This window comes from Micromonospora sp. NPDC005710 (assembly GCF_040630995.1).
In the GTDB taxonomy this organism is placed as follows: Bacteria; Actinomycetota; Actinomycetes; order Mycobacteriales; family Micromonosporaceae; genus Micromonospora.
In genome coordinates this window covers 45,174-69,474 of record NZ_JBEXYP010000008.1, presented here as the reverse complement: position 1 = coordinate 69,474, position 24,301 = coordinate 45,174, and the positions used below count along the sequence as shown (strand labels likewise).

General features: G+C 73.8%; 25 protein-coding genes. 17 read left to right on the top strand and 8 right to left on the bottom strand.

The window, feature by feature from the left end:
* Window positions 1–19: 19 nt before the first annotated feature.
* Window positions 20–478 (bottom strand): hypothetical protein, encoded by a 459-nt coding sequence (locus ABZ406_RS13140; RefSeq protein WP_357759934.1) that lies wholly within the window; start codon window positions 476–478, stop codon window positions 20–22.
* The gene (locus ABZ406_RS13135) at window positions 478–957 is read right to left on the bottom strand and encodes a hypothetical protein (protein WP_357759931.1); all 480 of its coding nucleotides are present in this window, start codon (window positions 955–957) and stop codon (window positions 478–480) included. The genes ABZ406_RS13140 and ABZ406_RS13135 overlap by 1 nt, the downstream gene beginning before the upstream one ends.
* Before the next feature lie 44 nt (window positions 958–1,001).
* Between ABZ406_RS13135 and ABZ406_RS13130 the strand changes: the two genes are divergently transcribed.
* From ABZ406_RS13130 to ABZ406_RS13095, 8 genes are all read left to right on the top strand, one after another.
* Complete coding sequence (locus ABZ406_RS13130) at window positions 1,002–1,979, top strand: WYL domain-containing protein (RefSeq protein ID WP_357759929.1); 978 nt, start codon at window positions 1,002–1,004, stop codon at window positions 1,977–1,979.
* Between the two features lie 92 nt (window positions 1,980–2,071).
* The gene (locus tag ABZ406_RS13125) at window positions 2,072–2,704 is read left to right on the top strand and encodes an ATP-binding cassette domain-containing protein (protein WP_357759927.1); all 633 of its coding nucleotides are present in this window, start codon (window positions 2,072–2,074) and stop codon (window positions 2,702–2,704) included.
* A gap of 14 nt (window positions 2,705–2,718) precedes the next feature.
* Window positions 2,719–3,978 (top strand): extracellular solute-binding protein, encoded by a 1,260-nt coding sequence (locus tag ABZ406_RS13120; protein WP_357759925.1) that lies wholly within the window; start codon window positions 2,719–2,721, stop codon window positions 3,976–3,978.
* A complete protein-coding gene (locus tag ABZ406_RS13115; RefSeq protein WP_357759922.1) occupies window positions 3,975–5,741 on the top strand; it encodes a hypothetical protein in 1,767 nt (588 codons plus the stop codon). Before ABZ406_RS13120 ends, ABZ406_RS13115 begins: the two co-directional genes overlap by 4 nt.
* Complete coding sequence (locus tag ABZ406_RS13110) at window positions 5,738–8,125, top strand: tetratricopeptide repeat protein (RefSeq protein ID WP_357759920.1); 2,388 nt, start codon at window positions 5,738–5,740, stop codon at window positions 8,123–8,125. The genes ABZ406_RS13115 and ABZ406_RS13110 overlap by 4 nt, the downstream gene beginning before the upstream one ends.
* 40 nt (window positions 8,126–8,165) lie before the next feature.
* A complete protein-coding gene (locus tag ABZ406_RS13105; protein ID WP_357759917.1) occupies window positions 8,166–8,789 on the top strand; it encodes an ABC transporter ATP-binding protein in 624 nt (207 codons plus the stop codon).
* Window positions 8,786–10,207: a DUF6297 family protein gene (locus tag ABZ406_RS13100; RefSeq protein WP_357759914.1), complete on the top strand. Its 1,422-nt coding sequence runs from the start codon at window positions 8,786–8,788 to the stop codon at window positions 10,205–10,207. The genes ABZ406_RS13105 and ABZ406_RS13100 overlap by 4 nt, the downstream gene beginning before the upstream one ends.
* Before the next feature lie 116 nt (window positions 10,208–10,323).
* On the top strand, window positions 10,324–10,902 hold the full coding sequence (locus tag ABZ406_RS13095; protein ID WP_357760466.1) for a dihydrofolate reductase family protein: 579 nt from the start codon (window positions 10,324–10,326) through the stop codon (window positions 10,900–10,902).
* Here the strand turns inward: ABZ406_RS13095 and ABZ406_RS13090 are convergent.
* Window positions 10,884–12,425, bottom strand: coding sequence for a PLP-dependent aminotransferase family protein (locus ABZ406_RS13090; RefSeq protein WP_357759911.1), 1,542 nt, complete (start codon window positions 12,423–12,425; stop codon window positions 10,884–10,886). The genes ABZ406_RS13095 and ABZ406_RS13090 overlap by 19 nt on opposite strands.
* A gap of 62 nt (window positions 12,426–12,487) precedes the next feature.
* Between ABZ406_RS13090 and ABZ406_RS13085 the strand changes: the two genes are divergently transcribed.
* Complete coding sequence (locus tag ABZ406_RS13085; RefSeq protein ID WP_357759908.1) at window positions 12,488–13,099, top strand: LysE family translocator; 612 nt, start codon at window positions 12,488–12,490, stop codon at window positions 13,097–13,099.
* A 51-nt stretch (window positions 13,100–13,150) separates the two neighbouring features.
* Here ABZ406_RS13085 and ABZ406_RS13080 read toward each other — a convergent pair whose 3' ends face one another.
* Together ABZ406_RS13080 and ABZ406_RS13075 are read right to left on the bottom strand one after the other, a co-directional pair.
* Complete coding sequence (locus ABZ406_RS13080) at window positions 13,151–13,753, bottom strand: MBL fold metallo-hydrolase (protein WP_357759905.1); 603 nt, start codon at window positions 13,751–13,753, stop codon at window positions 13,151–13,153.
* Window positions 13,754–13,781: 28 nt separating this feature from the next.
* A complete protein-coding gene (locus ABZ406_RS13075; protein ID WP_357759902.1) occupies window positions 13,782–14,390 on the bottom strand; it encodes a hypothetical protein in 609 nt (202 codons plus the stop codon).
* 181 nt (window positions 14,391–14,571) lie between these two features.
* Here ABZ406_RS13075 and ABZ406_RS13070 point away from each other — a divergent pair, with 181 nt between their 5' ends.
* The 3 genes from ABZ406_RS13070 to ABZ406_RS13060 all read left to right on the top strand — a co-directional run bounded on the left by ABZ406_RS13070 (window position 14,572) and on the right by ABZ406_RS13060 (window position 17,026).
* Window positions 14,572–15,669 (top strand): DUF5919 domain-containing protein, encoded by a 1,098-nt coding sequence (locus tag ABZ406_RS13070; RefSeq protein ID WP_357759899.1) that lies wholly within the window; start codon window positions 14,572–14,574, stop codon window positions 15,667–15,669.
* Window positions 15,670–15,742: 73 nt separating this feature from the next.
* The gene (locus tag ABZ406_RS13065) at window positions 15,743–16,624 is read left to right on the top strand and encodes a pentapeptide repeat-containing protein (protein ID WP_357759896.1); all 882 of its coding nucleotides are present in this window, start codon (window positions 15,743–15,745) and stop codon (window positions 16,622–16,624) included.
* A 165-nt stretch (window positions 16,625–16,789) separates the two neighbouring features.
* Entirely contained in the window at window positions 16,790–17,026 is a 237-nt protein-coding gene (locus tag ABZ406_RS13060; protein ID WP_357374616.1) for a preprotein translocase YidC, read from the top strand.
* A 7-nt stretch (window positions 17,027–17,033) separates the two neighbouring features.
* Here the strand turns inward: ABZ406_RS13060 and rnhA are convergent, their stop codons facing one another.
* Together rnhA and ABZ406_RS13050 are read right to left on the bottom strand one after the other, a co-directional pair.
* Window positions 17,034–17,507 carry a ribonuclease HI gene (gene rnhA, locus ABZ406_RS13055; RefSeq protein WP_238670758.1) on the bottom strand — a complete coding sequence of 158 codons (474 nt, stop codon included), beginning with the start codon at window positions 17,505–17,507 and terminating at the stop codon, window positions 17,034–17,036.
* 10 nt (window positions 17,508–17,517) lie between these two features.
* Window positions 17,518–18,798 carry a lycopene cyclase family protein gene (locus ABZ406_RS13050; RefSeq protein WP_357759892.1) on the bottom strand — a complete coding sequence of 427 codons (1,281 nt, stop codon included), beginning with the start codon at window positions 18,796–18,798 and terminating at the stop codon, window positions 17,518–17,520.
* 311 nt (window positions 18,799–19,109) lie between these two features.
* Between ABZ406_RS13050 and ABZ406_RS13045 the strand changes: the two genes are divergently transcribed.
* The 5 genes from ABZ406_RS13045 to ABZ406_RS13025 all read left to right on the top strand — a co-directional run bounded on the left by ABZ406_RS13045 (window position 19,110) and on the right by ABZ406_RS13025 (window position 22,667).
* A complete protein-coding gene (locus tag ABZ406_RS13045; RefSeq protein WP_238678961.1) occupies window positions 19,110–19,595 on the top strand; it encodes a hypothetical protein in 486 nt (161 codons plus the stop codon).
* A gap of 86 nt (window positions 19,596–19,681) precedes the next feature.
* Window positions 19,682–20,293: a class F sortase gene (locus ABZ406_RS13040; protein WP_357759889.1), complete on the top strand. Its 612-nt coding sequence runs from the start codon at window positions 19,682–19,684 to the stop codon at window positions 20,291–20,293.
* A 143-nt stretch (window positions 20,294–20,436) separates the two neighbouring features.
* Window positions 20,437–21,537, top strand: a complete 1,101-nt coding sequence (locus ABZ406_RS13035; RefSeq protein WP_357759886.1) for a magnesium and cobalt transport protein CorA — start codon at window positions 20,437–20,439, stop codon at window positions 21,535–21,537.
* Window positions 21,538–21,681: 144 nt separating this feature from the next.
* Complete coding sequence (locus ABZ406_RS13030; RefSeq protein WP_357759884.1) at window positions 21,682–22,065, top strand: YchJ family protein; 384 nt, start codon at window positions 21,682–21,684, stop codon at window positions 22,063–22,065.
* Window positions 22,066–22,280: 215 nt separating this feature from the next.
* Window positions 22,281–22,667 (top strand): VOC family protein, encoded by a 387-nt coding sequence (locus tag ABZ406_RS13025; RefSeq protein ID WP_357759881.1) that lies wholly within the window; start codon window positions 22,281–22,283, stop codon window positions 22,665–22,667.
* A 46-nt stretch (window positions 22,668–22,713) separates the two neighbouring features.
* Here ABZ406_RS13025 and ABZ406_RS13020 read toward each other — a convergent pair whose 3' ends face one another.
* Window positions 22,714–24,051 (bottom strand): MFS transporter, encoded by a 1,338-nt coding sequence (locus tag ABZ406_RS13020; protein ID WP_357759878.1) that lies wholly within the window; start codon window positions 24,049–24,051, stop codon window positions 22,714–22,716.
* Window positions 24,052–24,301: the final 250 nt, after the last annotated feature.

Here is a 24,301-nt window from a genome sequence, read left to right as displayed (position 1 = left end):
GGTGACACCGAGACGACCCCTAGTCGGACGCCCGGGTGAAGGTCATGATCCAGTTGGTTTCCCAGGTCCGCTCACCGTCGACGGAGAACGCCTGCTCCCAGCGGGCGGTGGTCGCGCTGATGTCGGACCAGATGAACCGGCACCGGACCGGGCGCCCCTCGTGCTGGTCGTCGGCGTAGAACCGGCCGACCCCGTCGACGAAGCGGCCCACCATCGGTGGCTGGCCCAACACGCCGTCGACACTGCTCATCCAGTAGATCGACCACTGCTCACGCGCTGGGTCGAAGATCCGGACCGTGGCGCCGGCGGAACCCCTGGTCGGGAAGGTGATCTCGTCGAAGTGACCGCCACCGGCGAAGAAGCCGTGCGCCACCGACACCCCCGGGAACTCCTCCCAGTCGTCGGAGCCCACCAGCCGCTCCCGCAGGCGTCGGTTCACCACGTCCCAGGTCCCGGTGAAGAAGTCGAAGTCGCCCATCAGTGGCCCACCGGCCCTTCCGCCCGCGCGTCGCCCAGGTATCCGGCCAGGTGGGGGGTCTGCGGGGCGAGCAGATGCCGAACCCAGGCCGCCCGCTCGTGCTCCAGCACCGCCAACTCCCAGACGCAGCCGACGGCGGGTCGCCGTACCTCGACGAAGTTCGTCGGGTCGTCGTCCGGGCAGTCCAGCGCCGGCTGACCGGCCGCGGCGACGCGGACCTCCAGCGCGTTGTCCCACACCCAGGTGTACGCCAGCAGGTACGCGCCGGTGTCCGCGCCCCGGTGCAGCACCACCCACCCGGCGGCGGGGGTGCCGTCGTCGACGATGTCGACGAGCAGCAGGGGCAGGTGCTCGTACGCGGCCTTCTCCACCTCCGGTTCGAGCGGTCGCTCCGGTTGGTCCACGTGGTAGCGCTTGAGGTGTCGACCGTTCACCAGCACGGGTCCGGGCGTTCGTAGTTCCTTGTCGCGAAATGCCATGCCGGGACGGTAGAACGGGTCCCCTGACAACTAGTGTCAGTGAAGTGCGGGCTTCTCGACTTCTCTCCGTCCTGCTGCTGCTCCAGTCGCACGGGCGGTTGACCGCCGCGCAGCTCGCCGAGCGGTTGGCCGTCTCCCCCCGCACCATCTACCGGGACGTCGAGTCGTTGCACGCCGCCGGCATCCCGCTCTACGGCGAGGCCGGGCACGCCGGCGGCTACCACCTCGTCGACGGCTGGCGGACCAGGCTGACGGGGCTGACCGCCGAGGAGGCCGACCGGCTGTTCCTGGCCGGGCTGCCCGGCCCCGCCGACGAGTTGGGCTACGGCGACGTGGTCGCCGCGCTGCAACTCAAGCTGCACGCCGCACTCCCCGCCCCGCTGCGCGACCGGGCGACCCGACTGCGACAACGCTTCCACCTGGACACACCCGGGTGGTACGCGGACGGCGACGCCTCCCCCGAGCTGGCCCGCACGGCCGAGGCGGTCTGGCGACAGCACCGCGTCGAGGTGCGCTACCGCGGCTGGAACGGCGAAGTGACCCGGGTCCTGGAGCCGTACGGCCTGGTGCTCAAGGGCGGCCGTTGGTACGTGGTGGCCGACCAGCCCGGCCGGGGCGCGCCGGCGACCTACCGGGTCAACCAGATCCTCTCGCTGACCCCACTGGCGCAGGAGTTCGACCGACCCACCGACTTCGACCTGCCGGCCTGGTGGCGGGCCCACGTGGTGCAGTTCCGGGCCCGGCTGCACCGCGACGAGGCCCACGTCCGGCTCTCCCCCGCCGGGCGGGAGCGGTTGCGTGAGATCGGCAGCGACCCGGTGGTGACCGCGATGGACACCACCGCCGGGCCACCTGACGCGCGGGGTTGGGTGACAGCGGTGCTGCCGATCGAGTCGCTCACCCATGCCCACGGTGACCTGCTGCGACTCGGCGCCGACGTCGAGGTGCTGACGCCGGTGTCGCTACGCGAACGGCTGGCCGCCACGGCGGCCGGGCTCGCCGCGCTCTACTCCCCCGCCTGAACAGCCCCGACCGCCTCCACACTGGAGAGGCCGGGGGCGTCGACTGTCGGCACGGTGTGCCACCCTGGGACGGTCATCGATGGTCACCGGAGGTGAGGGTCACGTTACGGCTACGCGCACTGGTCGCCGTCCCCGGCACCGGGCCGGTGACCCTCGACGTACCCGCCGGCACGCTCGCCGCCCTGGTGGCGCCGCCCCGGTTCGGCACCGCTGTCGCCCGGGTGCTGGCCGGGCTGGCCCCGCCGGTGACCGGCCACATCCTCGTCGGCGACCGGGACGTCACCGGCCTGCCGCCGCCCCGCCGGCAGATCGGCTACGTGCCGGCCGGTGGCGCGCTGCTGCCGCAGCTCACCGTGCGACGCAACATCGAGTACGGCCAGCGCAAACGCGAACGGGTGCACGAGGTGGCAGACGACTGGACGGCCACCGTGGTCGACCGGCTCGAGCTGGCGTTCTCGCTCGCCCTGCTGCCGCACCAGATCTCCGCCGCCCAGCGGTTCCGGGTGGCGCTCGCCCGGGCGGCGGCCTGCCTACCCGAGGTGCTGGTGGTCGACCTGCCGGCCGCTTCGGCCGGCGGCAGTCGCCTCGGTGACCTGATGCCCCGCCTCTCACCACCGGACGCACCCGGGATGGCGGTGCTGGTCTGCACCGCCGACCCGGCCACCCTGGCCGAGATTCCGGTCCGGCACGAGCTGGTCACCGAGCCGAGCGGGGCGCCCCGGTGAGGCCGCCCGCCGGAGTGAGCCGTCGTACGCTGCTGCGCGCCGCCGCCGCGGGCACCACCGCGCTCGCCGCCGGCTGCTCCGCAGCGACCCGGTCGGTGCAGGTGGCGGTGGTCTGGAGCACCAGCGAACTGGACCGGTTCCGCGAGGTCGTCGCCGGCTACCCCGCACCGGTGCAGGTGGTCAGCGCCGGCAACGACATCGACGCTTTTCTGCGCGCCCGACACCTCGCCGGCACCAGCCCGGACGTGGCGATCCTGCCGCGCCCCGGCCTGGTTACCGAGTACGCCGAGCGCGGCTGGCTGAGCCCGGTGCGCGCGTCGACCGGGTACGCCGTACCCGCCGGGTTGGGTGAGCTGTTGACCGCCGACGGCCAGCGCTACGGCGTCTGGGTCAAGGCGGCACACAAGTCGCTGGTCTGGCACCTTCCCTCGATGCTGCCCGTGCCGCCGGCCAACTGGGACGCGCTGGTCCGGCGTACCCAGGAGCTCGGGGCGCTCGCCCGGCGCGACGCCGGGCCGGCACCCCTGGCCATCGGCGCCGCGGACGGCTGGGTGCTCACCGACTGGTTCGAGAACGTGCTCGCCGACATCGCACCCGAGAGTTACAACAGCCTGGCCCGGTCGGACGCCGACTGGCAGAGCGGCCCGGTGCGGGCGGCACTGGACCGGCTCGCCGGGCTCTGGAGCATCAACGGGGCGTTCGTCGGCGGCGGCCGTCGCGCCCTGCTCACCCAGTACGAGGAGTCGGTGATCCAGGTGGTGCACACGAGGCGGGCGGTGATGCTCGTCGGCGCGGACTTCACCGCGGACGTCGCCGACCCGTTCCAGCGCGGCCCGGAGGTGCCTGTCACGTTCCGTTTTCCGGGCGCCGAGCCGGGCGGCGGCCCCCTGATCGTCGGTGGGGACGCGGCAGTGGCGTTCGCCGACGCCCGGGGCGGGGTCGAGCTGGTCGAGTGGCTCACCAGGGCCGAGTCGTTCCAGCCGTGGCTGCGGGCCGGCGGCTACCTGTCGCCCAACACGAACGTCGCTATCGACAGCTACCGGGACCGCGTCGGCCAGGGGCTGGCCGCGGAGATGCGGACGCCCGGCACCCTGCGTTTCGACCTGTCCGACCAGTTGCCGGGCGCGTTCACCGGCTCGGACGGGGTGGGCATCTGGCGGATCATGCAGGGCTTCTTCGCCGACGTCACCGACGGGGTCCGGGCCGGCGAGGCGATCCGGCGGGCCACCGGTCTGTTCGCCGCGGCGGCCCGCAGCGCGGGGGGCCGCCGATGAGCCGGGTGCGGGTCCTCGGCGAGTTGACGGTCCTCGACGACGTCGGTCCCGCCCGACGGGGTCGGGCCTATCCGGCGGCGGGGGCGACGTCGGCCCTGCTGCTGCCGGCGGCGGTGCTGCTCGGCGGGCTGGTGCTCTGGCCGGTGCTGCGGACCATGCACGCGAGTGTCACCACCGACGGTCGCTGGGTCGGCGCGGCGCACTTCCGGACCGCGCTCGCCGCCCCGGGCACCGGCGCGGTGGTTGGACGGACCGTTCTCTGGGCCCTGCTGGTGCCGGCGGTGGTGACGGCACTGGGCTATCTGCTCGCCGCCGCGTCCCGCCGCTCCGAGGAGGGCGGCCTGGTCCGGTTGATCCTCCTGGTGCCGGTGGCGTTGCCGCTCGTCGTCACCGGGGTCACTTTCCGGCTCATGTACGACCCGGACCCGAGCCGGGGGCTGGCCACCCTCGTCGCGACCCGACTGACCGGCCGGTCCGTGGAGGACGCGCCGCAGTTGCTCGGGCCGGGGATGGTCACCGTCGCGTTGATGTCGGCGTTCGTCTGGGCCTGGGTCGGGTTGGCGGTGCTCGTCTTCCGGTCCGCGTTGGACGCCGTCCCGCCGAGTCTCGCCGACGCGGTCCGCGCCTACGGCGGTAAGCGCCGCCACGTGCTGTGGGACGCGCAGTGGCGGCCCCTGCTGCTGCGGACGACAGCTGTGGTCTTCGCGTTGGTCGCGGTCGGCACCAGCCGCACGTTCGACCTGATCCTGGTGATGACCCCCGGCTCGGTCCGGGACGAGGCCTCGGTGCTCGCGCTGCGGATCTGGCAGACCTCCGGGGGCACCACCACCGGCGACGGCGCGGCGCTCGGCGTGGTGTGGCTGGTGGCGGTGATCGGCGGCATCATGGTGGCCGCGCTCTTCGTCCGGCAGGCGTGGCCCCCGCCGCGCGTCGAGGCGGCACCGGAGCCCACCCCGGTCGCCCCGCCCCGGCGCGTGTTCCGGCTGCTCGCGGCGGGCGCCGCGATCGCCTGGCTGGTGCCGCTCGTGGTGCTGGTCGCCACTTCGGCGCACGGCCGCGTGGACGCCGCTGCCCGCGGCTGGTGGTCGGCACCGCCGGACGGCGAGTCCTACCGCGACCTGCTCACCGGCACCGAGCTGTGGCGCACGTTGGGCTTCACCCTGCTGTTGGCCACCGCGGTGACCGCCACGGTGCTCGTGGTCGCGCTGCTGGCCGCCTACCCGCTGGCCTGGTTGACCGGGCCGGCCGCGCAGGCCACCGGGCTGCTGTTGCTGGCGGGCAGCGTCGTGCCGATCCAGGTCATCGCCGGGCCGGTCAACGAGGTGCTGGGCCTGGTGCTGTCCTCCGGCACGGCGCAGGGCCTGGCCCTGGTGCACATCGCGCTCGGCGTGCCGTTCGCGGTGCTGGTGCTGCGCAACGCGTTCGCCGACCTGCCCGTGGAGCAGGTCCGCGACGCCCGGCTGGGCGGCCGCCGGTGGTGGCACACTCTGCGCCGGTTGGCCCGGCACAACCGGTCGGCGGTGGTGGCGGTCTCCGTGCTGGAGTTCGTCCAGGTCTGGAACGACCTGGTGGTGGGCCGGTTGTTCAGTGCGTCGGGGTCGTCGCCGCTCGGGCCGTTCCTGGCCGAGCAGACCCGCAGTTTCGTGAGCAACAGTGGCGCGCTGGCCGCCAGCTCGGTGCTCGCCTCGGTGCTGCCGGTGGTGCTCGTGGTTCTCTCGCGGCGGCACCTGGTCGCCGGGCTCGTCTCCGGGGGCGTCCGGTGACCGGGCCCGGTGGCGGGCGCCGCAACCCGCGCTGGCCGGCACTGGTCGGGATCGGCGGGCTGCTCAGCGCCGTCGTCGTCAACGTGGGCGGCAACCTGGCCGGCAACCTCCTCTCCGAACTGGCGACCGAGCTGCTCGGGCCGGCGACCGTCGTCCTGGCCGTCGTCGGCGGCCTCGTCGGCGTCGTCGGCTTCGTGATGGGCCGCCGCCGGGCGAACCAGGAGGTCGGCCCCGAGCCGACGGAGGTGCTCAGCATCCCGGCCACCGGGGCGCCCACCCTGCCGTACACGGCCGAGTTCACCGGGCGCGACGAGCACGTCGACGCGGTGGTCGGGTTGCTGGCACGCGAGCACGCGGTGGCGGTCCTGGGCCGACGCGCGGTGGGCACCTCGGCGATCGCTGTGCAGGCCGCGAACCAGTGCCGGGACGACTTCCCGGACGGGCAGTACTACCTGGACCTGCGGCGACACGGCCGACCCCGCTCGGCCCGGCAGGTGCTCACGGCGCTGGCCCGGATCCTGGGCACCGCCCCACCGACGTCCGGGCGGCCGGACGCGCTCGTCGCCGCCGCCGACGCGCTGCGCGGCCAGCTCGACGGTCGCCGGATCCTGCTGGTCCTCGACAACGTGGACCGTCCCGACCAGGTACGGCCACTGTTGCCGCCGACAGCGCGCACCTGCCGCCTGTTGCTGGCCGGCGGGCCGGCGCTCGTCGGCCTGGAGGGTGTGGTCGCGCACTGGGTCGCCGAACCGGGCACGGCCGAGGCGGTGGAACTGTTCGCCACGGCGGGCGGGGCCGCGCCCGCCGCCCGGGCCCGTCGCGCCGACCCGCGTACCGACCCGGCGGTACGCGACATCGTCGACCTGTGCGGGCGACAACCGCGCATCGTCCGCGCGCTCGGTTACCGCACCGCTCAGCACAGTTGGCGGCACTCCGACGTGCTGGACGTGCTGCGCCGCGCGGCACAGACGCCACCGCACCAGCGGCTCGCCTTCTCACCGGCGGCCCGCCTGGTCACCGAACGGGACATCGCGTACCGGGTGCTGCCCCGCCAGGCCCGCCGGTTGTACCGGCTGATGTCGCTGGTCCCCGCCCCGGTGGACCGGCCCACCATCGCCGCGCTGGCCGGGCGGCACCCGGAGCTGGTGACCGCACTGCTCGACCGGTTGGCCGCCGCGGCGTTCGTGGTCGGCGCGCCCGGCGACCGGTACGAGGTCCGCCCCCTGTTGGCCGGCAGCGCCCGACTGCACCTGCGCGACGCGGATCCGGCCCGGGCCCGGGTCGCCGCGCAGGCCCGGCTGACCCGGCACCTGGCCCGGCGGGCCGAACGGCACGTGGCCAACCTGGCGGTGCTCGGCTCCCCGCCGGACCGGGAGTGGTCGTTGCCGCTTGACGACGACCCGTACGGCTGGTTCGACCTGCACCAGGAGCTGCTGCTCGCGGTGGTGCGGGTGCCGGCCGGCGCGAAGGAGACGCTGCCCCGTCGGGTGCGCCGGTGGTGGTTCCGGTTGGCAGTGGCGCTGTGCGGCTGGCTGGCGTACGCCGAGCGGCTCGACGAGTGGGAGCAGGTCTGCCGTACCGTGCTGGCCACCCCGACCGCCGACGACCGCCCGGAGATCGCCGGGTGGGCGCACAACGAGCTGGGCGTGCTGCGTCGACGCCGGCACGACCCGCAGGGGGCGGTGATGGCGCTCGCCCTCGCGGTCAACGAGCGGGGTCGGCGGGGCAACGCCCAGGCGCGGATGAACCTCGGCCTGGCCCTGCTCGACCTGGGGCAGCTCGACGACGCGGTGGAGCACCTGGAGATGTCCCGCCGGCACCGCTCGGGTGCCGACCGCGCCGGGCACGCCCTCACCGATCTCGGGCTGGGGGCGGCGCAGCTGGCCCGGGGTGAACCGGACACCGCGCACCACCACCTGGTGCGGGCCGCCAACACGTTCCGGTCGGTCGGCGACGCACGCGGGTACGCGGCGGCGCTCACCAACCTGGTGCTCGTGCACGCGGCGCTCGGCGAGCACCTGGACGCCGCCCAGGCGTGGCGGGCCGCACTACGCGAGTACGAGTCGGTGAACGACCCGACGAGTCGGGCGACGGCGCTGCTCAACGCCGGGGCGACGCTGCTGAGCAGCACCTCGGGGCAGGCGCGGACGGCGTACGAGCTGCTTGCCGAGAGCCGCCGGCTGCGCGAGGAGACCCGGCCGACGGCCGGGCTGGCGCGTACCCTGCTCTACCTGGGTGACGCCAGCGCCGCGCTCGGCGACCAGGCCGAGGCGCGGCGGCACTGGGCGGACGCGGCGGCGGTGGCCGAGGAGGTCGCTGACGCCCAGGGTTTGTCCGCCGCCGACGCCCGGCTCGAAAGGGACGCCGAGCGTCACGTGACGTAGGTCGCTCGGGTTGGTCGCTGGCACGGCTCTGGGAGACTCTGTGATCGTGGACGCGCTCTCGGTACGGGGACTCAGTCGCAACTTCGGCAACCTGGTAGTGCTCGACGAGGTGAGCTTCACGCTCCCGGCGGGCCGGATCGCCGTGGTCCTGGGCCCCAATGGCAGCGGCAAGACCACCCTGCTGCGTTGTGTCGTCGGCGCCGACCGGCCGGACGCGGGTGAGGTGCTGGTGCAGGGCCGACAGGCCGACGAGACCGATCCTCAGGTACGCGCGCTGGTGGCGGCCGCCCTGGACGACATCGACTTCTTCCCCGACCTGTCGGTGGTCGAGCACCTGGAGTTGGTGGCGTACGCCCACGGGGGTGACGCCGAAGCGGTCGAGGAGGTCCTCGCCGAGCTGGGCCTGGAGGCGGCCCGCGACCAGTTGCCGGTGACGTTGTCCAGCGGGCAGCGTCGCCGACTGGCGCTGGCGTCCTGTTTCGTCAGGCCCCGTCGGGTGCTGATCCTGGACGAGCCCGAGCAGCGGCTGGACGTGCGGGGGCGACAGTGGCTCGCCGACCGGCTGCTGCGGGAACGGGCGGCGGGCACGGCGGTGCTGTTGGCCTCGCACGACCCGGAGCTGATCGACGCGGTGGTCGACGAGCGCATCGAGATCGGCAAGTGACCGCCGGGCCGGCCACGATCGCCGACGCGCCGGCCGGGGTGCCCTCGGCCCGGCAGGTGCGGACCCACCTGCGCCGAGCCCGCAGCCGGCACCACGATCATTCCCTGGGTGACGTGCTCGGTGACGCGTACGTCATGGTCCTGTTCGTGGGCATGTACGGCTGGTTCGCGATCAGCGCCAGCCGCGACCTGCTGGACTCCCCCACCGTGGGGCAGGCCGAGCCGGGCGTGCGGTGGTGGCTGGCGGTCGCCGCGCTGCTGGCCGGGGCAGGGCTCGCCTGGCGTGGTCTGCGCGCGCTCGGCCCACTGCTCGTCACCCCGGCGACGCAGAGTTGGGCGACGAGCGCGCCGATCGACCGGCGGGCCTGGCTGTTACCGCGCTTCGTACTGCTGTTGGTGGGTGCGGCGGCCGGCACCGCGGCGCTCGGGGTGGCAGTGGCGGCGCTCGGCGGGGTCAGCGACCCGTCCGCCCTGGGCTGGGCGGCGGCGGCCGGCGCGGGGTGGGGCGCGGCAGCGCTGGCGCTCAGCGTCGTCGCCCAGAGCAGCCGGTCGGGTCGGCGGTGGCCGACGGTGGCCGGGGCGGTGCCGATGGTGACGGCGGCCGTGATCACCGCCCTGGTGGTGTTCGTCGGTCGCTTCGGCGACGGGCTGCCCCGGCCGGCGGCGACGCCGACAGTCGCGGTGTTCGCCCTCGCCGTGCCGCTCGCGGGCCTGGGCATGATCCTCGCGGTACGCGCGCTGCCCCGGGTCGACCGGGCCACCCTGACCACCGGCGCGCAGTTCGCGAACGCCGCCGCCACGGCCACGATCCTGCTGGATCCGAGCCTGCTCACCGGCCTGGTGGAGAGCCGCCGCTGGCGCCGGATCGGCCGGGTCCGCAGCCGCCGGTTCCGGCCCGGCCCCGGCTGGTGGGCGCTGCTCCAGGCCGACGTACGCCGGTTGCGCCGCCACCCGAGCGCCGTGCTGATCTGGGCGGCGCTGGTCGGGGTGCAGTACGCTGCCGCGCTCGCCCTGCCGGGGTTGGCCGGGGCGGCGCAGGTGGTGTTCGCGTACCTCGCCGCCAACCGGCTGACCGGCGGCCTGCGCGCGGTCAGCCGCTCACCCGGTCTGCGCCGGGCGCTGGGCGGCAGCGACAACCTGTTGCGCGGGATCCACGTGGTGGTGCCGGCGGTAGGCGCGGGCCTGTGGTGGTTGCTGACCCTTCCGACCGTCGAACCGGGGCCGGCGTGGTTGGCGCCGACGCTGGCGGTCGGGGTGGTGGCCGCCGCGTTCCGGGCCGGCACCCGCCCGCCGATCGACTACGGCGGCGCGACGGTGAACACGCCGTTCGGGATGATCCCTGTCGACCTGCTGCGTCAGGGGTCACGGGGGCCGGCGCTGCTCGCCGTGCTGGTCCTCGTCCAACTGTTCCTGGGCTGAGCCGGCTGATCCCCCGGCGGAGTTTTCGGCCCCGTTGTCGTTTTCGTCCGCGACAACGCCGCGACCGGGATCTAGCCTGGATCGGACAGTCCCATCCGAACATGAGGAGACACCACATGCGCGACCTGGTCTACACCGGTTTCATGTCGCTCGACGGCGTCGTGGACTCGCCCGGCGGCGGGCCGGGTGAGGAGCACCGCAGCGCCGGATGGGTGTTCAAGGACCTCGACCCCGTCGCGGAGGCCTGGTCGCTGAAGGGCGAGGAGCTCGGCGACACGACGGCGTTGATGTTCGGCCGTCACAGCTACGAGCAGTTCGCGCAGGTCTGGCCCGGTTCGGAGGACCACGCCAGCTACCAGGAGCTGCCCAAGTACGTGGTGTCGAGCACGCTGTCCGACGACGCGCTCGTCGACGGGTGGGGGCCGACGACGATCCTGCGCTCGGCCGGGGACATCGCCGCACTCAAGCAGGGTGACGGCGGCGCGATCTTCATCCACGGAAGCGCGGAGCTGGCCCGGCGGCTGTCCGACGAAGGGCTGATCGACAGGTACAACCTGCTCGTCTTCCCCGTGCTGCTCGGTGCCGGGAAAACCCTGTTCGGCCGGGCCGACCGGGACAAGTACATGCTGAGGATGCGGGAGTCCGAGAGCTACTCGAACGGGATCCTCAAGGTGATCTACGACGTCGAGCGCTGACCCTGGTCGAGGGCGACGGCGTCGCCGGCGGGCACTGTGGACGGACGGTCCCCGCCGGATCGGAGCGCTGCGGCGACGGCGGCGACGCCGTCCTCGATCTCGGTGGGAGTGCGGGCCGCGTAGCCGAGCACGAGACCCGGCCGGTACGGCCGCTGGCAGTGCCAGGACAGCGGTTGCACCTTCACCCCGCGCGCCAGCGTCGCCGCCGCCAGCTCGGTGTCGACGACGGTGTCGTCCAGCGTGATCATCAGGTGCAGACCGGCGGCGGCACCGTGCACTGTCGCCGAGGGCAACGCGCGGGCCAGCGCGGCGACCATGGCGTCCCGGCGGCGGATGTGTCGACGACGCAGCAGCCGCAGGTGCCGCTCGAAGGCGCCGGAGGTCATCAGCTCCGCGAGCACCAGTTGCGGCAGCACGGCGTTGCCCAGGTCGGCGTTGCGCTTGGCGGCCAGCACCGCCTCGCGCAGCCGCGCCGGCACGAGCAGCCAGCCGACCCGCAGGGCGGGGGCGAGCAGTTTGGAGACGCTGCCGGCGTAGCAGACCTGCTCGGGCAGCAGACCACGCAGCGCCGGCACCGGCGGACGGTCGTAGCGGTGCTCGGCGTCGTAGTCGTCCTCGATGATCAGGCCGCCGGCCCGCGCCCACGCGACGAGGTGGCGGCGGCGGTCACCGTCGAGCACCACCCCGGTCGGGAACTGGTGGGCGGGGGTGAGCATCACGGCCGGCGCGCCACTGGCGACCAGCTCGTCGACCCGCAGGCCGGCGTCGTCGACGGTGATCGGCGGGGTGTCCATCAGCCAGTTGTTCAGGTGCTGTCGGACCCCGAGCGAGCCCGGGTCCTCGACCGCGATCCGGTCGACGCCGGCACCGGTGAGTGCCTGGGCGAGCAGCCCGAGCGCCTGGGAGACGCCGGCCACGATGATCACTTCGCCGGGGTCCGCGCTGATGCCGCGGCTGCGGGCCAACCAGGCGGCGACTGCCTGGCGCAGCGCGGGCGCGCCACCCGGGTCGCCGTAGCCGAGGTCGGCCGCGGCGAGGCGACGCAGCACGGTCCGTTCGGCGCGCAGCCAGTCCGCGCGGGGAAAGGCGGCCAGATCGGGTACGCCCGGCGTCAGGTCGATCGACGCGTGCGCGGCGCGTACCGCGTCGAAGATGTCGGTGCCCGGTGCCGGCGGGAAGGTCACTACCGCTGCCGGCGCGGCGGCCGGGGTGGGTGGGGGCGCGGCCGGCGCGGCGACGACCACAGTGCCGGCCCGGCCCCGGCCGGCGACGTGTCCCTCCTCGGTCAGGCGTTGGTACGCCTCGGTGACCACGCCCCGGGAGACACCGAGGTCGGCGGCGAGTACCCGGGTCGCTGGCAGCCGGTCGCCGACGGGCACCCGCCCCTCGGCGATGGCCTGCCGGAGTCGGTCGGTGAGCCAGGTGGCGCGCCCGCCCGGCGCCGCGTCGGTGACGGTCAGGTGCAGGAAGTCGGAGCCGGCCGATATGGACCCCTCGGACGCCGTCGGTTTGGCTCTGCCCATCGGACCATTGTGGCAGCAGAGTGAGCAGCAGTCAGAGCTGCCCACTCGCCCGGAGGATCGTCGTGACCATTCCGTTCCTGATCACCACGCTGATCGTGGTGGTCACCCCCGGCACCGGCGTGATCTTCACGCTCTCCGCCGGCCTGTCCCGCGGTGCGCGGGCCGGGGTGCTTGCCGCGTTCGCCTGCACGCTCGGCACGTTGCCGCACCTGCTGGCGGCGATGACCGGGCTGGCCGCGCTGATGCAGACGAGCGCCACGGCGTTCGAGACCGTCCGCTACCTCGGCGTGGGCTACCTGCTCTACCTGGCCTGGTCCATGGCACGGGACCGCGACGCCTTCGCGGTGACCACCGACGCGCCACCCCGCTCGGCGATCCGGGTGATCGTCTCCGGGGTACTGGTCAACCTGCTCAACCCGAAGCCGACGATGTTCTTCGTCGCGTTCCTGCCCCAGTTCGTGGACACCACGGCGCCGGGTTCGACCCGGGCGATGCTCGGCTGCGGCGCGGTGTTCATGCTGCTCACCTTCGTGGTGTTCAGCGGCTACGGCATCTTCGCGGCCCGCGTCCGCGACCGGGTGCTGACCCGCCCCCGGGTGACCGACTGGCTGCGCCGATCCGCGGCCGGCACGTTCGTCGCGCTCGGCGTGACCCTCGCCCTCGCCGAACGATAGGGACCACGGTGCAGGTCGACCGGGCTCCGCGACGCGCCCAGGGGGTCGTGGTCAGGCGGTGTCGCCGGGCATTAGGTGACGGTAGCCGGGGATCGTCTCGGCGAACCAGCCGGCGACACTGGCCAGACCACGGTCGTTGAGCTGAGCGTCGTGGATCGGGTACGCCGCCTCCGCGCCCACGGCCCCGGCGAACCGGATCGCCTCGTCGAGGCGCAACCAGGAGCCCTGCGCCGGGACGAGCAGGGTGCCCACCGGCTCGTCCGGCACGTGCAGAGCGTCACCCGGGTGGTAGAGCTCACCGCCGATCAGATAACCGAGGTTCGGGCAGTCGGGCTGCCCCGCGTGGATCGCGGCGTGTCGGCCGCCGTGCGCGCTGACCGGGATGCCGGCCGCCGTGAAGCGTTGCCCCGGGCGGACCCGGATCACCGGCAGTGCAACGAGATCCGGCAGTCGGGCGCCAACCGGTGCGTACACGGGGACACCGAGACCGGCGAGCCGCAACACGTCCACGTGGTCGGTGTGCTCGTGGGTGACCAGAACGGCGTCCGCGCCGAGCAGGGCCCGCGGCTCGCTCCACGTCCCGGGGTCGACGACAAGCACCCCACCGTCGTGTTCCACCCGCACGCACGAGTGGGTGAATCGGGTGATCAGCACCAGGCGACGGTACGCCGCCGGTGGGCTCTCAGCGCATCCGTGCGGCCGACGTCCGGACGATGTACGCGAACTGCACACCGGACGCCACCACCGCGACCAGCACCCCGATCACCACCGTCACCCCGACACCGACGCCGACGCTGGTGGCCAGCAGCGCGATGCCGAGCCCGCTCAGTACCGCGTTGACCGCCCCCACGAGGGCGGCGGTGGTCAACAGGAACTCCCACCGCCCCGGACGCGTGCCGACCATGTTCCAGGCCGTGCTCATGTCATCGTCGGCCGCCACGGCGTCGGCGAAGAAGTCGTGCTCACCGGCGAGTTGACTGTGGTAAAAAGCCCGGATCCGCTGGATGCGCAGCAGGTCCAACGCGTTCTCCACGGTGGTCTCCACCAGCCGCAGGAACGTCAGCACCCCGATGATGACCAGGGTCGGCAGCACCGCGGCCAGGTACGGCCGGACGACCTTGTCGTTGCTGGCGACGAAGCCGAGACCGATGAGCGCCGCCGACAGGACGGACAGGAAAATGGTGGCGCGGCCGGTGGCCTCGGCGATGGTGCCGGCCCGGGACGTCTGCAACGCGTAGTGCTCGGTGGTCAGGACGGTGAGAAGCGCCTGCTCGCGTTCACTCTCGTCCACCCGCCACCCTCCGTGCTCGCCTGACTCCGTTACCGTCACCCTATGAGCGGCGGAGCGGGTTCGGGCGGCGAACCGACCGCTCGGAGAACGGGACAGCGCCCGGCAAAGCGGGCAGATATCCTCCGAACTCCGGTGCTCAGCAAGCGGCGGTGGGGCAGACCGACGGCGTAAAGGGGACCGGATGTCCGGGTGGGCTGGTCGGGGCGGGCGGCAACGGCGCGCCTTCGTCGTCGGCGGGGCGCTGTTCGCGATCGCCGTCGTCATGCTGCTGGCCGCCTGGCGCAGCACCGGGTTCCTCAGCGACCTGCTGCTCAACCTCGGGGCCAGCGTGGTCCTCGCGGCCATCTCGTACCTCATCTTCGACCCGTTGTTCGAGGAGGCCCGCAAGGCGCGGGTGCAGGAGCACCTCAGCTTCGACCAGCAGGCGTTCGTGACGCGGCTGCACCGCTCCGGACGCCGGGTGCGCATCCTCGACACCTGGACGATCCTGCTGGAGCAACGGCACCGCGAGGAGACCCTGAGCGCGGTGCGAGCGGCACTCGCCAACGGCGCCCAGGTGCAGTTGCTGCTGCTCGACCCCGACTGCACCGCCGCCCAGCAACGCTCCGAGGAGCTGGAACGACAACGGGTGGACGTGCCCCGGCAGATCCGCACCAACCTGCGCCACCTGGCCGCGTTCGCCGAAGCGCTCGACGCCCCACTGCGACACCGCCTACAGGTCCGGCTCTACGACGCGTCCCCGTCGATCCAGCTCTACCAGTGGGACGGGCGAGCACTGATCTCGTTCTTCCCGATCGGGAAGCTGTCGTTCAACGTGCCGCAGCTCGAGGTGGACATGGACAGCCCGTGGGGCGGCTTCGTGCACGCCCGGTTCGAGGAGCTGTGGGAGCACGAGCAGGCCACCCTCGACCTGGAGCGGTACTGGTCGGTCATGGTGACGCTGCGCCACGACGAGTCAGACGTGGTCGAGGTCCGCGTGCCGTACGTGACTGTGGACGGGCAGCACTACGTCGACTGTCGGGGGTTCCGGGTCACCGGGCCGCTCACCGTGCGCGCCGTGCTGCCGCCCCGCGCGCACGGGGCCGCCCCGGGCGTGTTCGCCTTGGCCGAGCCCGCCGACGGGGACCGCACCCCGGCCGCCGTGGTGAAACGGCACTTCGACCAGAAGTACGGGCACGGCGACGGCGAGCGGGACATCCGCCGACTGGTGCCGCCGCCGGGCGACGCCCGTACCCCGGCACCACGCCCCGCGACGGCCGGCGACACGCACGCACGGTGACCCCCGCACGGAGCACCGGATCGGCCCGGGAAACAATTGAGGTCCACCCCTGACCACCGGGAGGACCGTCGACGTGTCGGACCGCACCGCACCGCCGTCCGGGTCGGCGCAGCTTCGCGCCGACTGCGGGCGCTGCTTCGGGCTGTGCTGCGTGGTGCCCGCCTTCGCCGCCTCGACGGACTTCGCCATCGACAAACCGGCCGGCTCACCCTGCCCGAACCTGCGCCCCGACCACCGCTGCGGCATCCACACCGAGCTGCGGCAGCGGGGGTTTCCCGGCTGCACGGTGTTCGACTGCTTCGGGGCCGGTCAGCAGGTCGCCCAGGTGACCTTCGGCGGGAGGGACTGGCGGGACGCGCCGGAGACGTTGCCGGCGATGGCGGAGGCGTTCGCGGTGCTGCGACCGCTGCACGAACTGCTCTGGTACCTCACCGAGGCGGTGGCGCTGGGCCCGCCGGCCGACCTACGCGCCGAGCTGGAGCGCGCCAGCGCCGAGACGCTGACGCTCACCGAGGGTGACCCGACGCGGCTGCGCGCGGTGGACGTCGCCGGCCACCGGATGCGGGTCAACCCGCTGCTGTCCCGGGCCAGCGACGCGGCCCGCGCCCCCGGCGGTGCCGACCGGCGGGGAGCGCACCTGCTCGGGGTGGACCTGCGTCGTGTCGACCTGCGCCGGGCCAACCTGCGCGGGGCGCTGCTCATCGGCGCCGACCTACGCGGAGCGGACCTCGGCCTGGCCGACGTCACCGGCGCGGACCTGCGCGGGGCCGACCTGCGGGGCGCGGACCTGCGGGGCACCCTCTTCCTGCACCAGACCCAACTGGACGCCGCCCGGGGCGACACCCGCACCGCGCTGCCACACACGCTCACCCGGCCGGCGCACTGGACGGCGCTGCCGCTCACCCCGGTCCGCCAGCCGGACCGGGCCCCGGCCCGTCAGCGCCGCCGCCGCTGAGGTTCCGGCCAAAGCCGGCCGCGAGGTTGAGGTCGCCACCGCTGCGGTTTCGACCGCCGCCGCCGACCGTGCGGTCGGGGCCGCCGCCGCTGACCGCGAGGTTTCGGCCGGGACGGCGCCGGGTAGCCAGCGCCGACGCGGACCGGCATCGACGGGAGGCACGGCATGGGCTACCGAAAGCGCGACGGTGAGCTGCCGGGCGACCCGCAGCACAGCGAGGACGAGGCCGGCCAGGTGCCACTGGTGCAGGTCGAGGCGGACACCGAGGTACCCGCGCCGGCGGACACCGACGTCCGGCCGGACATCGTGACCGAGCCCGACAACTCGGGCGTCGCCGGTGGTTCGTCAGGCAGCAGCGGCGGCGGCTCCAGCATGCCGGGGCACCCCGACGCGTCCCGCTGACCCGGGCTCAGCGGCTGGTCAGCGCGCCCCGCGCCTCGGTCATCCCCTTGTTGGCAAGCCGGTCGGCCCGCTCGTTCTCCGGGTGCCCGTTGTGCCCCTTGACCCACAGCCAGGTGACCTCGTGTCGTTCGCAGGCCGCCTCCAGCCGCTGCCACAGGTCGGCGTTCTTCACCGGCTGCTTCGCGGCGGTCCGCCAACCGTTGCGCTTCCACGACGCCAACCAACTGGTGATGCCGTTGCGGACGTACGTGCTGTCGGTGTGCAGTTCCACGGTGACCGGCCGGTTCAGGCTCTCCAACGCCTGGATGGCCGCCATCAGCTCCATCCGGTTGTTGGTGGTGGGTGTGGCCTCACCGCCGCACAGCTCGCGCTCGTGATCGCCGTACCGCAGCAGCGCACCCCACCCACCCGGCCCGGGGTTGCCACTGCACGCCCCGTCCGTCCAGATCTGCACGCCCCTGCCGGCCGCCGCGTCCACCATGCCCGGCAACCTACCGGGCGCGGACGTCGTCCTCCCCGGTCGGGGGGCCGCCGCGCCGAGCCGTCGGAGCCGCACCCACCACCGCGGGTGGGATGGCCGGCACCGGACGGGTGGGGCGCAGCCGGTCACGGACCCGGTGTACGGCGTCACCGGCGGTCGCGGCGATCATCGGCACCAGCCGGGTCGAATTCATGATCGCGACCTCCTCGGCCGGGGTGGTGCCGCCGTCGAGGAAGCGCAGCACCCGCTCGGCCGGGTTGCGGTCGAAGAGCCTGTCGAAGAACTCGGGACCACCCACCCCGCCCCGGTCCAGCGCCCGCAACGCCACCGCGTCCATCCAGCGGTGCCGGCGCGGGTACGCCGGCGCGGGCACCGGCGCGCCTCCCGCGGCGAGGGCGCGGGCCACCTGGTCGGCCTGGCGGTACATGGCGGAGAAGGTGAAGCCGGTGGAGGGGCGGGTCGCGCCACCGGCCGTGCCGAGCCGGACCACGCGGGGGGTGGGCCGGGCCGGGAACGGCGCGTCGGTCATCGGGATAACCCCGTTCTCCACCTCGCGTACCCGCAGCCCGGACGGATCCAGCCCGAGCAGATCCCGGTAACCGGCCAGCGCCGCGTCGTACCCGGCGTCGGTGAGCAGGTCCGGCGAGAACTCGGTGTACTCGACGAGCGCGTAGCGGTCGCTGACCGGCAGCACGTACCCGAAGGAGACACCCCGGGGCGGCTGCGGGGTGCGGAAATCCATCAGCACCGCCCGCGTCGGGTCGAACACCGGCCGATCCGCCTCCAGCCACCACCCCCGAAAGTGCTGCAACCAGGTGGTACGCCCCGGGCGCGCCGGCGGGCGGGGGCGGGAGTCGAGCACCCACCCGGCCCGTATGCCGCGCCCGTCGCCGGTGCTCACGAGCACCCGGGTGCCGTCGTCACGCACCGTTTCGGCGGGCGCGACGATCCGGGTGGCGTCGAGGCGACGCTCGGCATCGGCAGCCCGGTCGTAGACCGGGCCCGAGCGGAGCATGGCGTACCTCAGCGGGGTGAGATCCAGGACGCGGCGTCGCGCCGCCGTGGCCACCTCGACCTGTTGCCAGCTCGCGCTGAGCAACGGGTCCAGGTCGCTGTCGGGGTGGCCCCAGAACGCCCAGGTGCGGTCCTGGCCGCGTCGGCGCACCGGGTCGACGATGGCGATCCGCAGGTCCCGGACGTTGTGCCGGTCCAGTGCGGCGAGCAGCAACGACGCCGCGCCGCCGCCACCGAGCAGCGCGAGGTCGACGTCGAGCGGCGCGGAGTCGGTCACCCGCACCACGCTGCCACACGACCCGGCCGGCCTGCGCGCCGCCACCGGGTCGGGTGGACGGCGCTCAGGCCACCGGGTGGGCGACGCGACATCCGCGCCGTCGCCGGCAATACCTCACCATCGGCCCAGCGGCGACAGCCCGCAGCTCACCCCGCCTTCGGGTGGACACGTGACGGCAACGAGGATTTCTCATTTTCACCTGATCGAGGACCCAACCCACCTAGTGTTGGGCACACCGGTGCTAGTCACGGAGTTGGCCACCCGAACGACGTCCCACGCAGTCAGCGGACGAAAAGTGAGGGAAGACGCGTATGAAGGTCTCAACAGCACTCTGCTCGGCGGCGCTCGGCGTGGGCCTCGGCACGCTCCTGCTGCCAGGCGCCGCACTGGCCGACACCACAGTGTCACCGGCCACCACCCCGGTCGGTGGGACCGTCGTGCTCACCGCGACGACCTGCAACCCGAAGTCGGGTGACGCCATCTTCCGGGTCACCGGCCCCAACCGCGACCAGAACGTCCGCTCCACCACGGCCGCCGCCGGCGGCGGGCTGAGCGCCGAACTGTTCACCGCCGGATTCACCCTGGGCACGTACACGGTGGCGGCGACCTGCGGCGACGGCAGCTCGGCCGGCACCGCCACGTTCGCCGTCACCCCGATCGGTGGCGCGCCCGCCGGCTCCGGCGGCGACAACAGTGACACCGGCGCTCTCGCCGCCGGCGGCACGCTGCTCGGCACCGCCCTCGCCGGCGCGGTGATCCTGATCCGCCGGCGCCGTCCGGTCTCCACTGTCGCCTGATCGGCGACCGTTCCATCCCTGAGACGGGTGCCCGCGCCGGTGACACCGGTGCGGGCACCCCGACGATCCGGCACGGAGGTGCAGACGTGTGGTGGCGGCGGACCCTACCGGCAGTGGTCGCCCTGCTCGGCGTGACCGGGCTCGGGCTGATCACCGTCGGCCTCACCGCCGACCCGGCGCGCCCACCACTACCGTCCGCCGACGCGCCGACCCGCACCCACCCCGCCCCGGACCTGGCACCGCTGCCACCCGCCACGCCCGTCCGGGTGCAGATCCCCGCCATCGACGTACGCGCCGACATCATCCCCGTCGGCGCCGACGCCTCCGGGGTGCTGGAGGTGCCGCCGCTGGACCGGCCCACCCTCGCCGGCTGGTACCGGCACGGCGTCAGCCCCGGCGAGACCGGCAACGCCGTCCTGGTGGGACACGTCGACGCACCATCCGGGCCGGCGGTCTTCTTCGACCTCGGTCGGCTCCGCGCCGGGCAACAGGTGCAGGTCACCCGCGCCGACGCACGGGTCGCCACGTTCACTGTGGACGACGTCCGCGCGTACCCCAAGGAGCACTTTCCCACCGCCCTGGTCTACGGCCCGGCGGACGCCGCCGGGCTGCGCCTGATCACCTGCGGCGGGCGGTTCGACGCGGCGACCGGCAATTACGTCGACAACGTCGTCGTCTTCGCCACCCGCACCGCCTGAACCGAGCCGCCAGTCAGCGGCCAGCCGCAAACCCCGCGTCGCCCGCGCCACCGCCCCGCTGTCGGGAGCCGGACCCTGCTCGGCAGAATGCGGTGGCACCATCCCCTGATCGGGACGGGACGCCGGCGACGGGGAGGCACGCGGTGGATCAGCGACCGGCACGGGACCGGGCCGGGCGGGGCGTACTCGCCCTGGCCCGCCGACTGCTCGGACGGGTCGAGGACGGCTCCCCCACCCCCCGCCGGTCCAACCCGGACGCCGTCGTCGACTGCGCCGTCTACGTCAACGGCCACCGGGAACCCGGTCGACCGCACTACGCCGACGCGTACGCCCGGGCGCGGCACCGCCGCGACGCCTTCGTCTGGCTGGGACTGCACGACCCCGGCCCGGCCGTACTCGCCGCCGTCGGCCAGACCTTCGGCCTCGACGAGCTGACAGTCGAACAGGCGCTCGCCGACGGGCACCGGCCCACCGTGCAACGCCACGGACCGGTCACGCTGCTGGTCCTGCGCACCGCCGGCTACGTCGAGCACGACGAGCTGACCGACACCTCCGAGGTGATCGACACCGGGGACGTCATGGTGCTGCTCGGTGACCGCTTCGCCATCACGGTGCGACACGGAGCCGCCGGGGCGCTCGGCAGCGTCCGCGCCGACATCGAACGCCGCCCCGCACTGCTGGCCGCCGGCCCGTGGGCGGTGGCGTACGCGGTCTGCGCCCGCATGGTCGACACCTACCTGGAGGTGGCCGGGCACGTGGAACGGGACCTGGAACGGGTCGAGGAGGCGGTGTTCGCCCGCGACCGCACCGCCGACATCCAGCACATCTACCAGCTCAAACGGGAGGTGGTGGAGTTCAAGCGGGCGGTCCTGCCGTTGCAGGCGCCGATGCGTAGGCTCCTCGAACCCGACGGCCCGCCGCGCGCCCTGCACCGCTGGTTCATCGACGTCGACGGGCGGCTCAGCCGGGCGGTGGACCGGGTGGCCGCGTACGACGACCTGCTCACCTCGATCGTCCAGTCGCGACTGGCACAACTCGCCGTGGAACAGAACAACGACATGCGCAAGATCGCCGCCTGGGCGGCCATCGCTGCCACCCAGACCGGCATCGCCGGCATCTACGGCATGAACTTCGACCACATGCCCGAGCTGGCCTGGCGCTACGGCTACCTGGGGGCCCTCACCCTGATGGCAGCGGCGGCCCTGTTCCTGCACCGCCTGTTCCGCCGCTCCGGCTGGCTCTAAGCAAGATCGACGAAAGCTGAGGCGGGAGCGAAGGCCGGGGCGGGAAGGGCTGAGGCGAGGGCGGGGAGGGCTGGGGCGGGGCAGGCTGGGGCGGTGCGGGAGGATGGGGGCGTGGGTAAGGGTGGGGGGCGTCGGCGGGGGAACGTGACGACGGGGAAGGTGTGCCCGTGCGGCTCCGGCCGGGCGTACGCGGACTGCTGCGCCCCGGCGCACGGGGGTGACGCCCCGGCGACGGCCGAGGCTCTGATGCGCTCCCGGTTCAGCGCCTTCGCCCTCGGTGACACTGGTTACCTGCTGCGGACCTGGCACTCGTCGACCCGGCCCGACTCCCTGGAACTCGACCCGGGGCAGCGGTGGACCCGACTGGAGATCGTGGAGACCGAGCGGGGCGGCCTTCTCGACGCCGCCGGCACTGTGACCTTCCACGCCCACTACCGGGACGCGGGCCGGCCCGGCACCTTGACCGAACACAGCCGGTTCGTCCGCGAGGACGGTCGCTGGGTCTACCTCGACGGTGACCAGCCCTGAGGGCTGTGGTGGCACAGGGTGACCTTCCCGGCCGACTGGGCCCGGTGGCCCCACCCGGATCGTCGTCGGCATCGACGCTGTCGGCGAGTCGAAGGCCCGGGTGAACGTCGTGCACGAGAAGCTGACCGGAGCGGAGCGGCCGCGGAGCTGACGTCGTACTGGCGGGAACGCCTCGCCGCGCTGAAGGCGCTTCTCGAGTCGGACGGAGACCACCGATGACCATCACGTTCATCAACCTGCCGGTGCGCGACCTGACCACCGCCACCGAGTTCTACCGGGCGATCGGCTTCACCAGCGACCAGGCCGAGCCGGACGGCGACAGCATGGTGCTCACCGTTTCCGACACCACCCGGTTGGTGCTGCATCTCCGCGCGGGCTTCGAGGCGTACACCGGGGTCGCCGCGACGGACCCGGCGACCAGCCGGGAGGTCATCGTCGGGTTGTCGGCGTCGAGCCGCGAGCAGGTCGACGAACGTGTCGACCGGGCGGCGGTCGCCGGTGGGGAGTCGCTCGGCCCGGGGATGGCCAACGGGCCGATGTACATGCGCGGCTTCCGGGACCTCGACGGCCACCAGTGGTCGTTCCTCCACCTGGCCGGTTGAGCGTGCCGCCCGGCGGCGGCCTCCTCGGGCCGCCGCCGGGCCCCTGTCAATCCGGGGCGGTCGTCACCACCGCGACGACGCCGGCCGGTGCGGCCGTCCGACGCCGTCTGGTCAGCAGCACCAACGCCACCACGAGGTACGCCCCAGCGGTCAGCGCGAACGCCACCGCGTTGCCGGCCGCCGTGGCGAGCAGGCCGTAGCCGGCGTACGTCACGATGATCAGCACGTCGGTGGCCATTCCGGCCAGCGAGGTGACGGTGGCGCGGCTGGTGCCCGTGATCCGCGCCTGGAGCCTCGCGTCGGCCAGCACGGTGGCCAACTGCGCCGCGCCGAAGGCCACCGCGAGCAGCACGAACCCCGCCGGGTGCCGGAGCAGGGCACCGCCGGCCAGCGCGACCCCGACCAGACCCAGCAGTGCGGCGTACCCTCGGCCGCCCAGTCGCTCCCCCGCCGGGGCGAGCAGCCCGCCGACGGTCACCCCGGCCCAGAGCACCAGGAGCAACAGGGGTACGGCCTGCGCGCCGACGCCGGTGTCCAGGGCCAACAGCGGCGTGTACTCGTCCAGGGCACCCCAGTCGGCGGCGACCACTGCCACCAGCAGCACTGCCGACCGGACCGGCGGGCGGGTGCGGACCTCGGTCACCCCGGCCCGCAGCGTCTCCCACCACCCCCGGTCACCATCGTCGTCCGGGTGCACGGGTGGGGCGGCGTCCGACTGGTCCGGGCGCGGTGGTGCGGTATCGACGGACCGAGCGGCCGACGCCGGCCCGGCGAACGGAACGCGCGCGGAGGCTGGCGCGCGGTGCTCCGGGAACCGGGTGGCGACGATCGTGGCGAGCAGGCAGGCGAGCACGCTCGCCGCGCCGACCGCCGGGTACCCGCCGGCAGCGAGCACCGGGCCGGCGAGCACTCCGGAGAGCACGACGCCCAGCACGCCCGCCGTCCGGGCCCGGCCGAGCACCCGCGCGTACCGGCCGACCGCGCCGAGCTGGTCCAACTCGGTCCAGACCAACGCCTCCAGGGCGCCGGAGACCAGTGCGCCGCCGGCGCCCCAGAGCAGGAAACCGACAGCGAACGCCGGGTACGACGGCAGCAGCACCCAGAGCGCGAACCCGGCGGCGGCGACCAGTGGGGCGAGGCACAGCAGCAGTCGACGGGACAGCACGTCGGCCCAGGCGCCGGAGGGCACCTCGAACAGGATGCCGGCGGCCGACCAGATGACGAAGAGCGACGCGATCTGCCCCACCGACAGCCCGGTATCGGCGAAGAACACCACGTACAGCGGGTAGAGCAGGACAAGGTCACTGAGGAACGTGTACCCGTAGAGGGTCGCCGTCAGCCGACGGACCCTCGGGTCGGGCACACGCGAGGCGATGGGGATCATGGGGCCTTCCCGTGGGAGTGGGTCACGGACACCGGACGTGCGGTGCCCGTGGAGGCCCACGGGATCGGCTGATGCTGCTGGATCAATGTCGCCAGGTCATGCCCGCGATGCTAGACAACCGGCGCGGCGGCGGCCAGCGCTTTCGGCGTGCCGGGCGAACGAGGGTGCCGGGGGCAAACGAGGCGTGCCGGGCGAACGAGGCGGGGGCGAGCGAAACGCGGCGCGGGGCGGGATCAGCTCGATCCCGCCC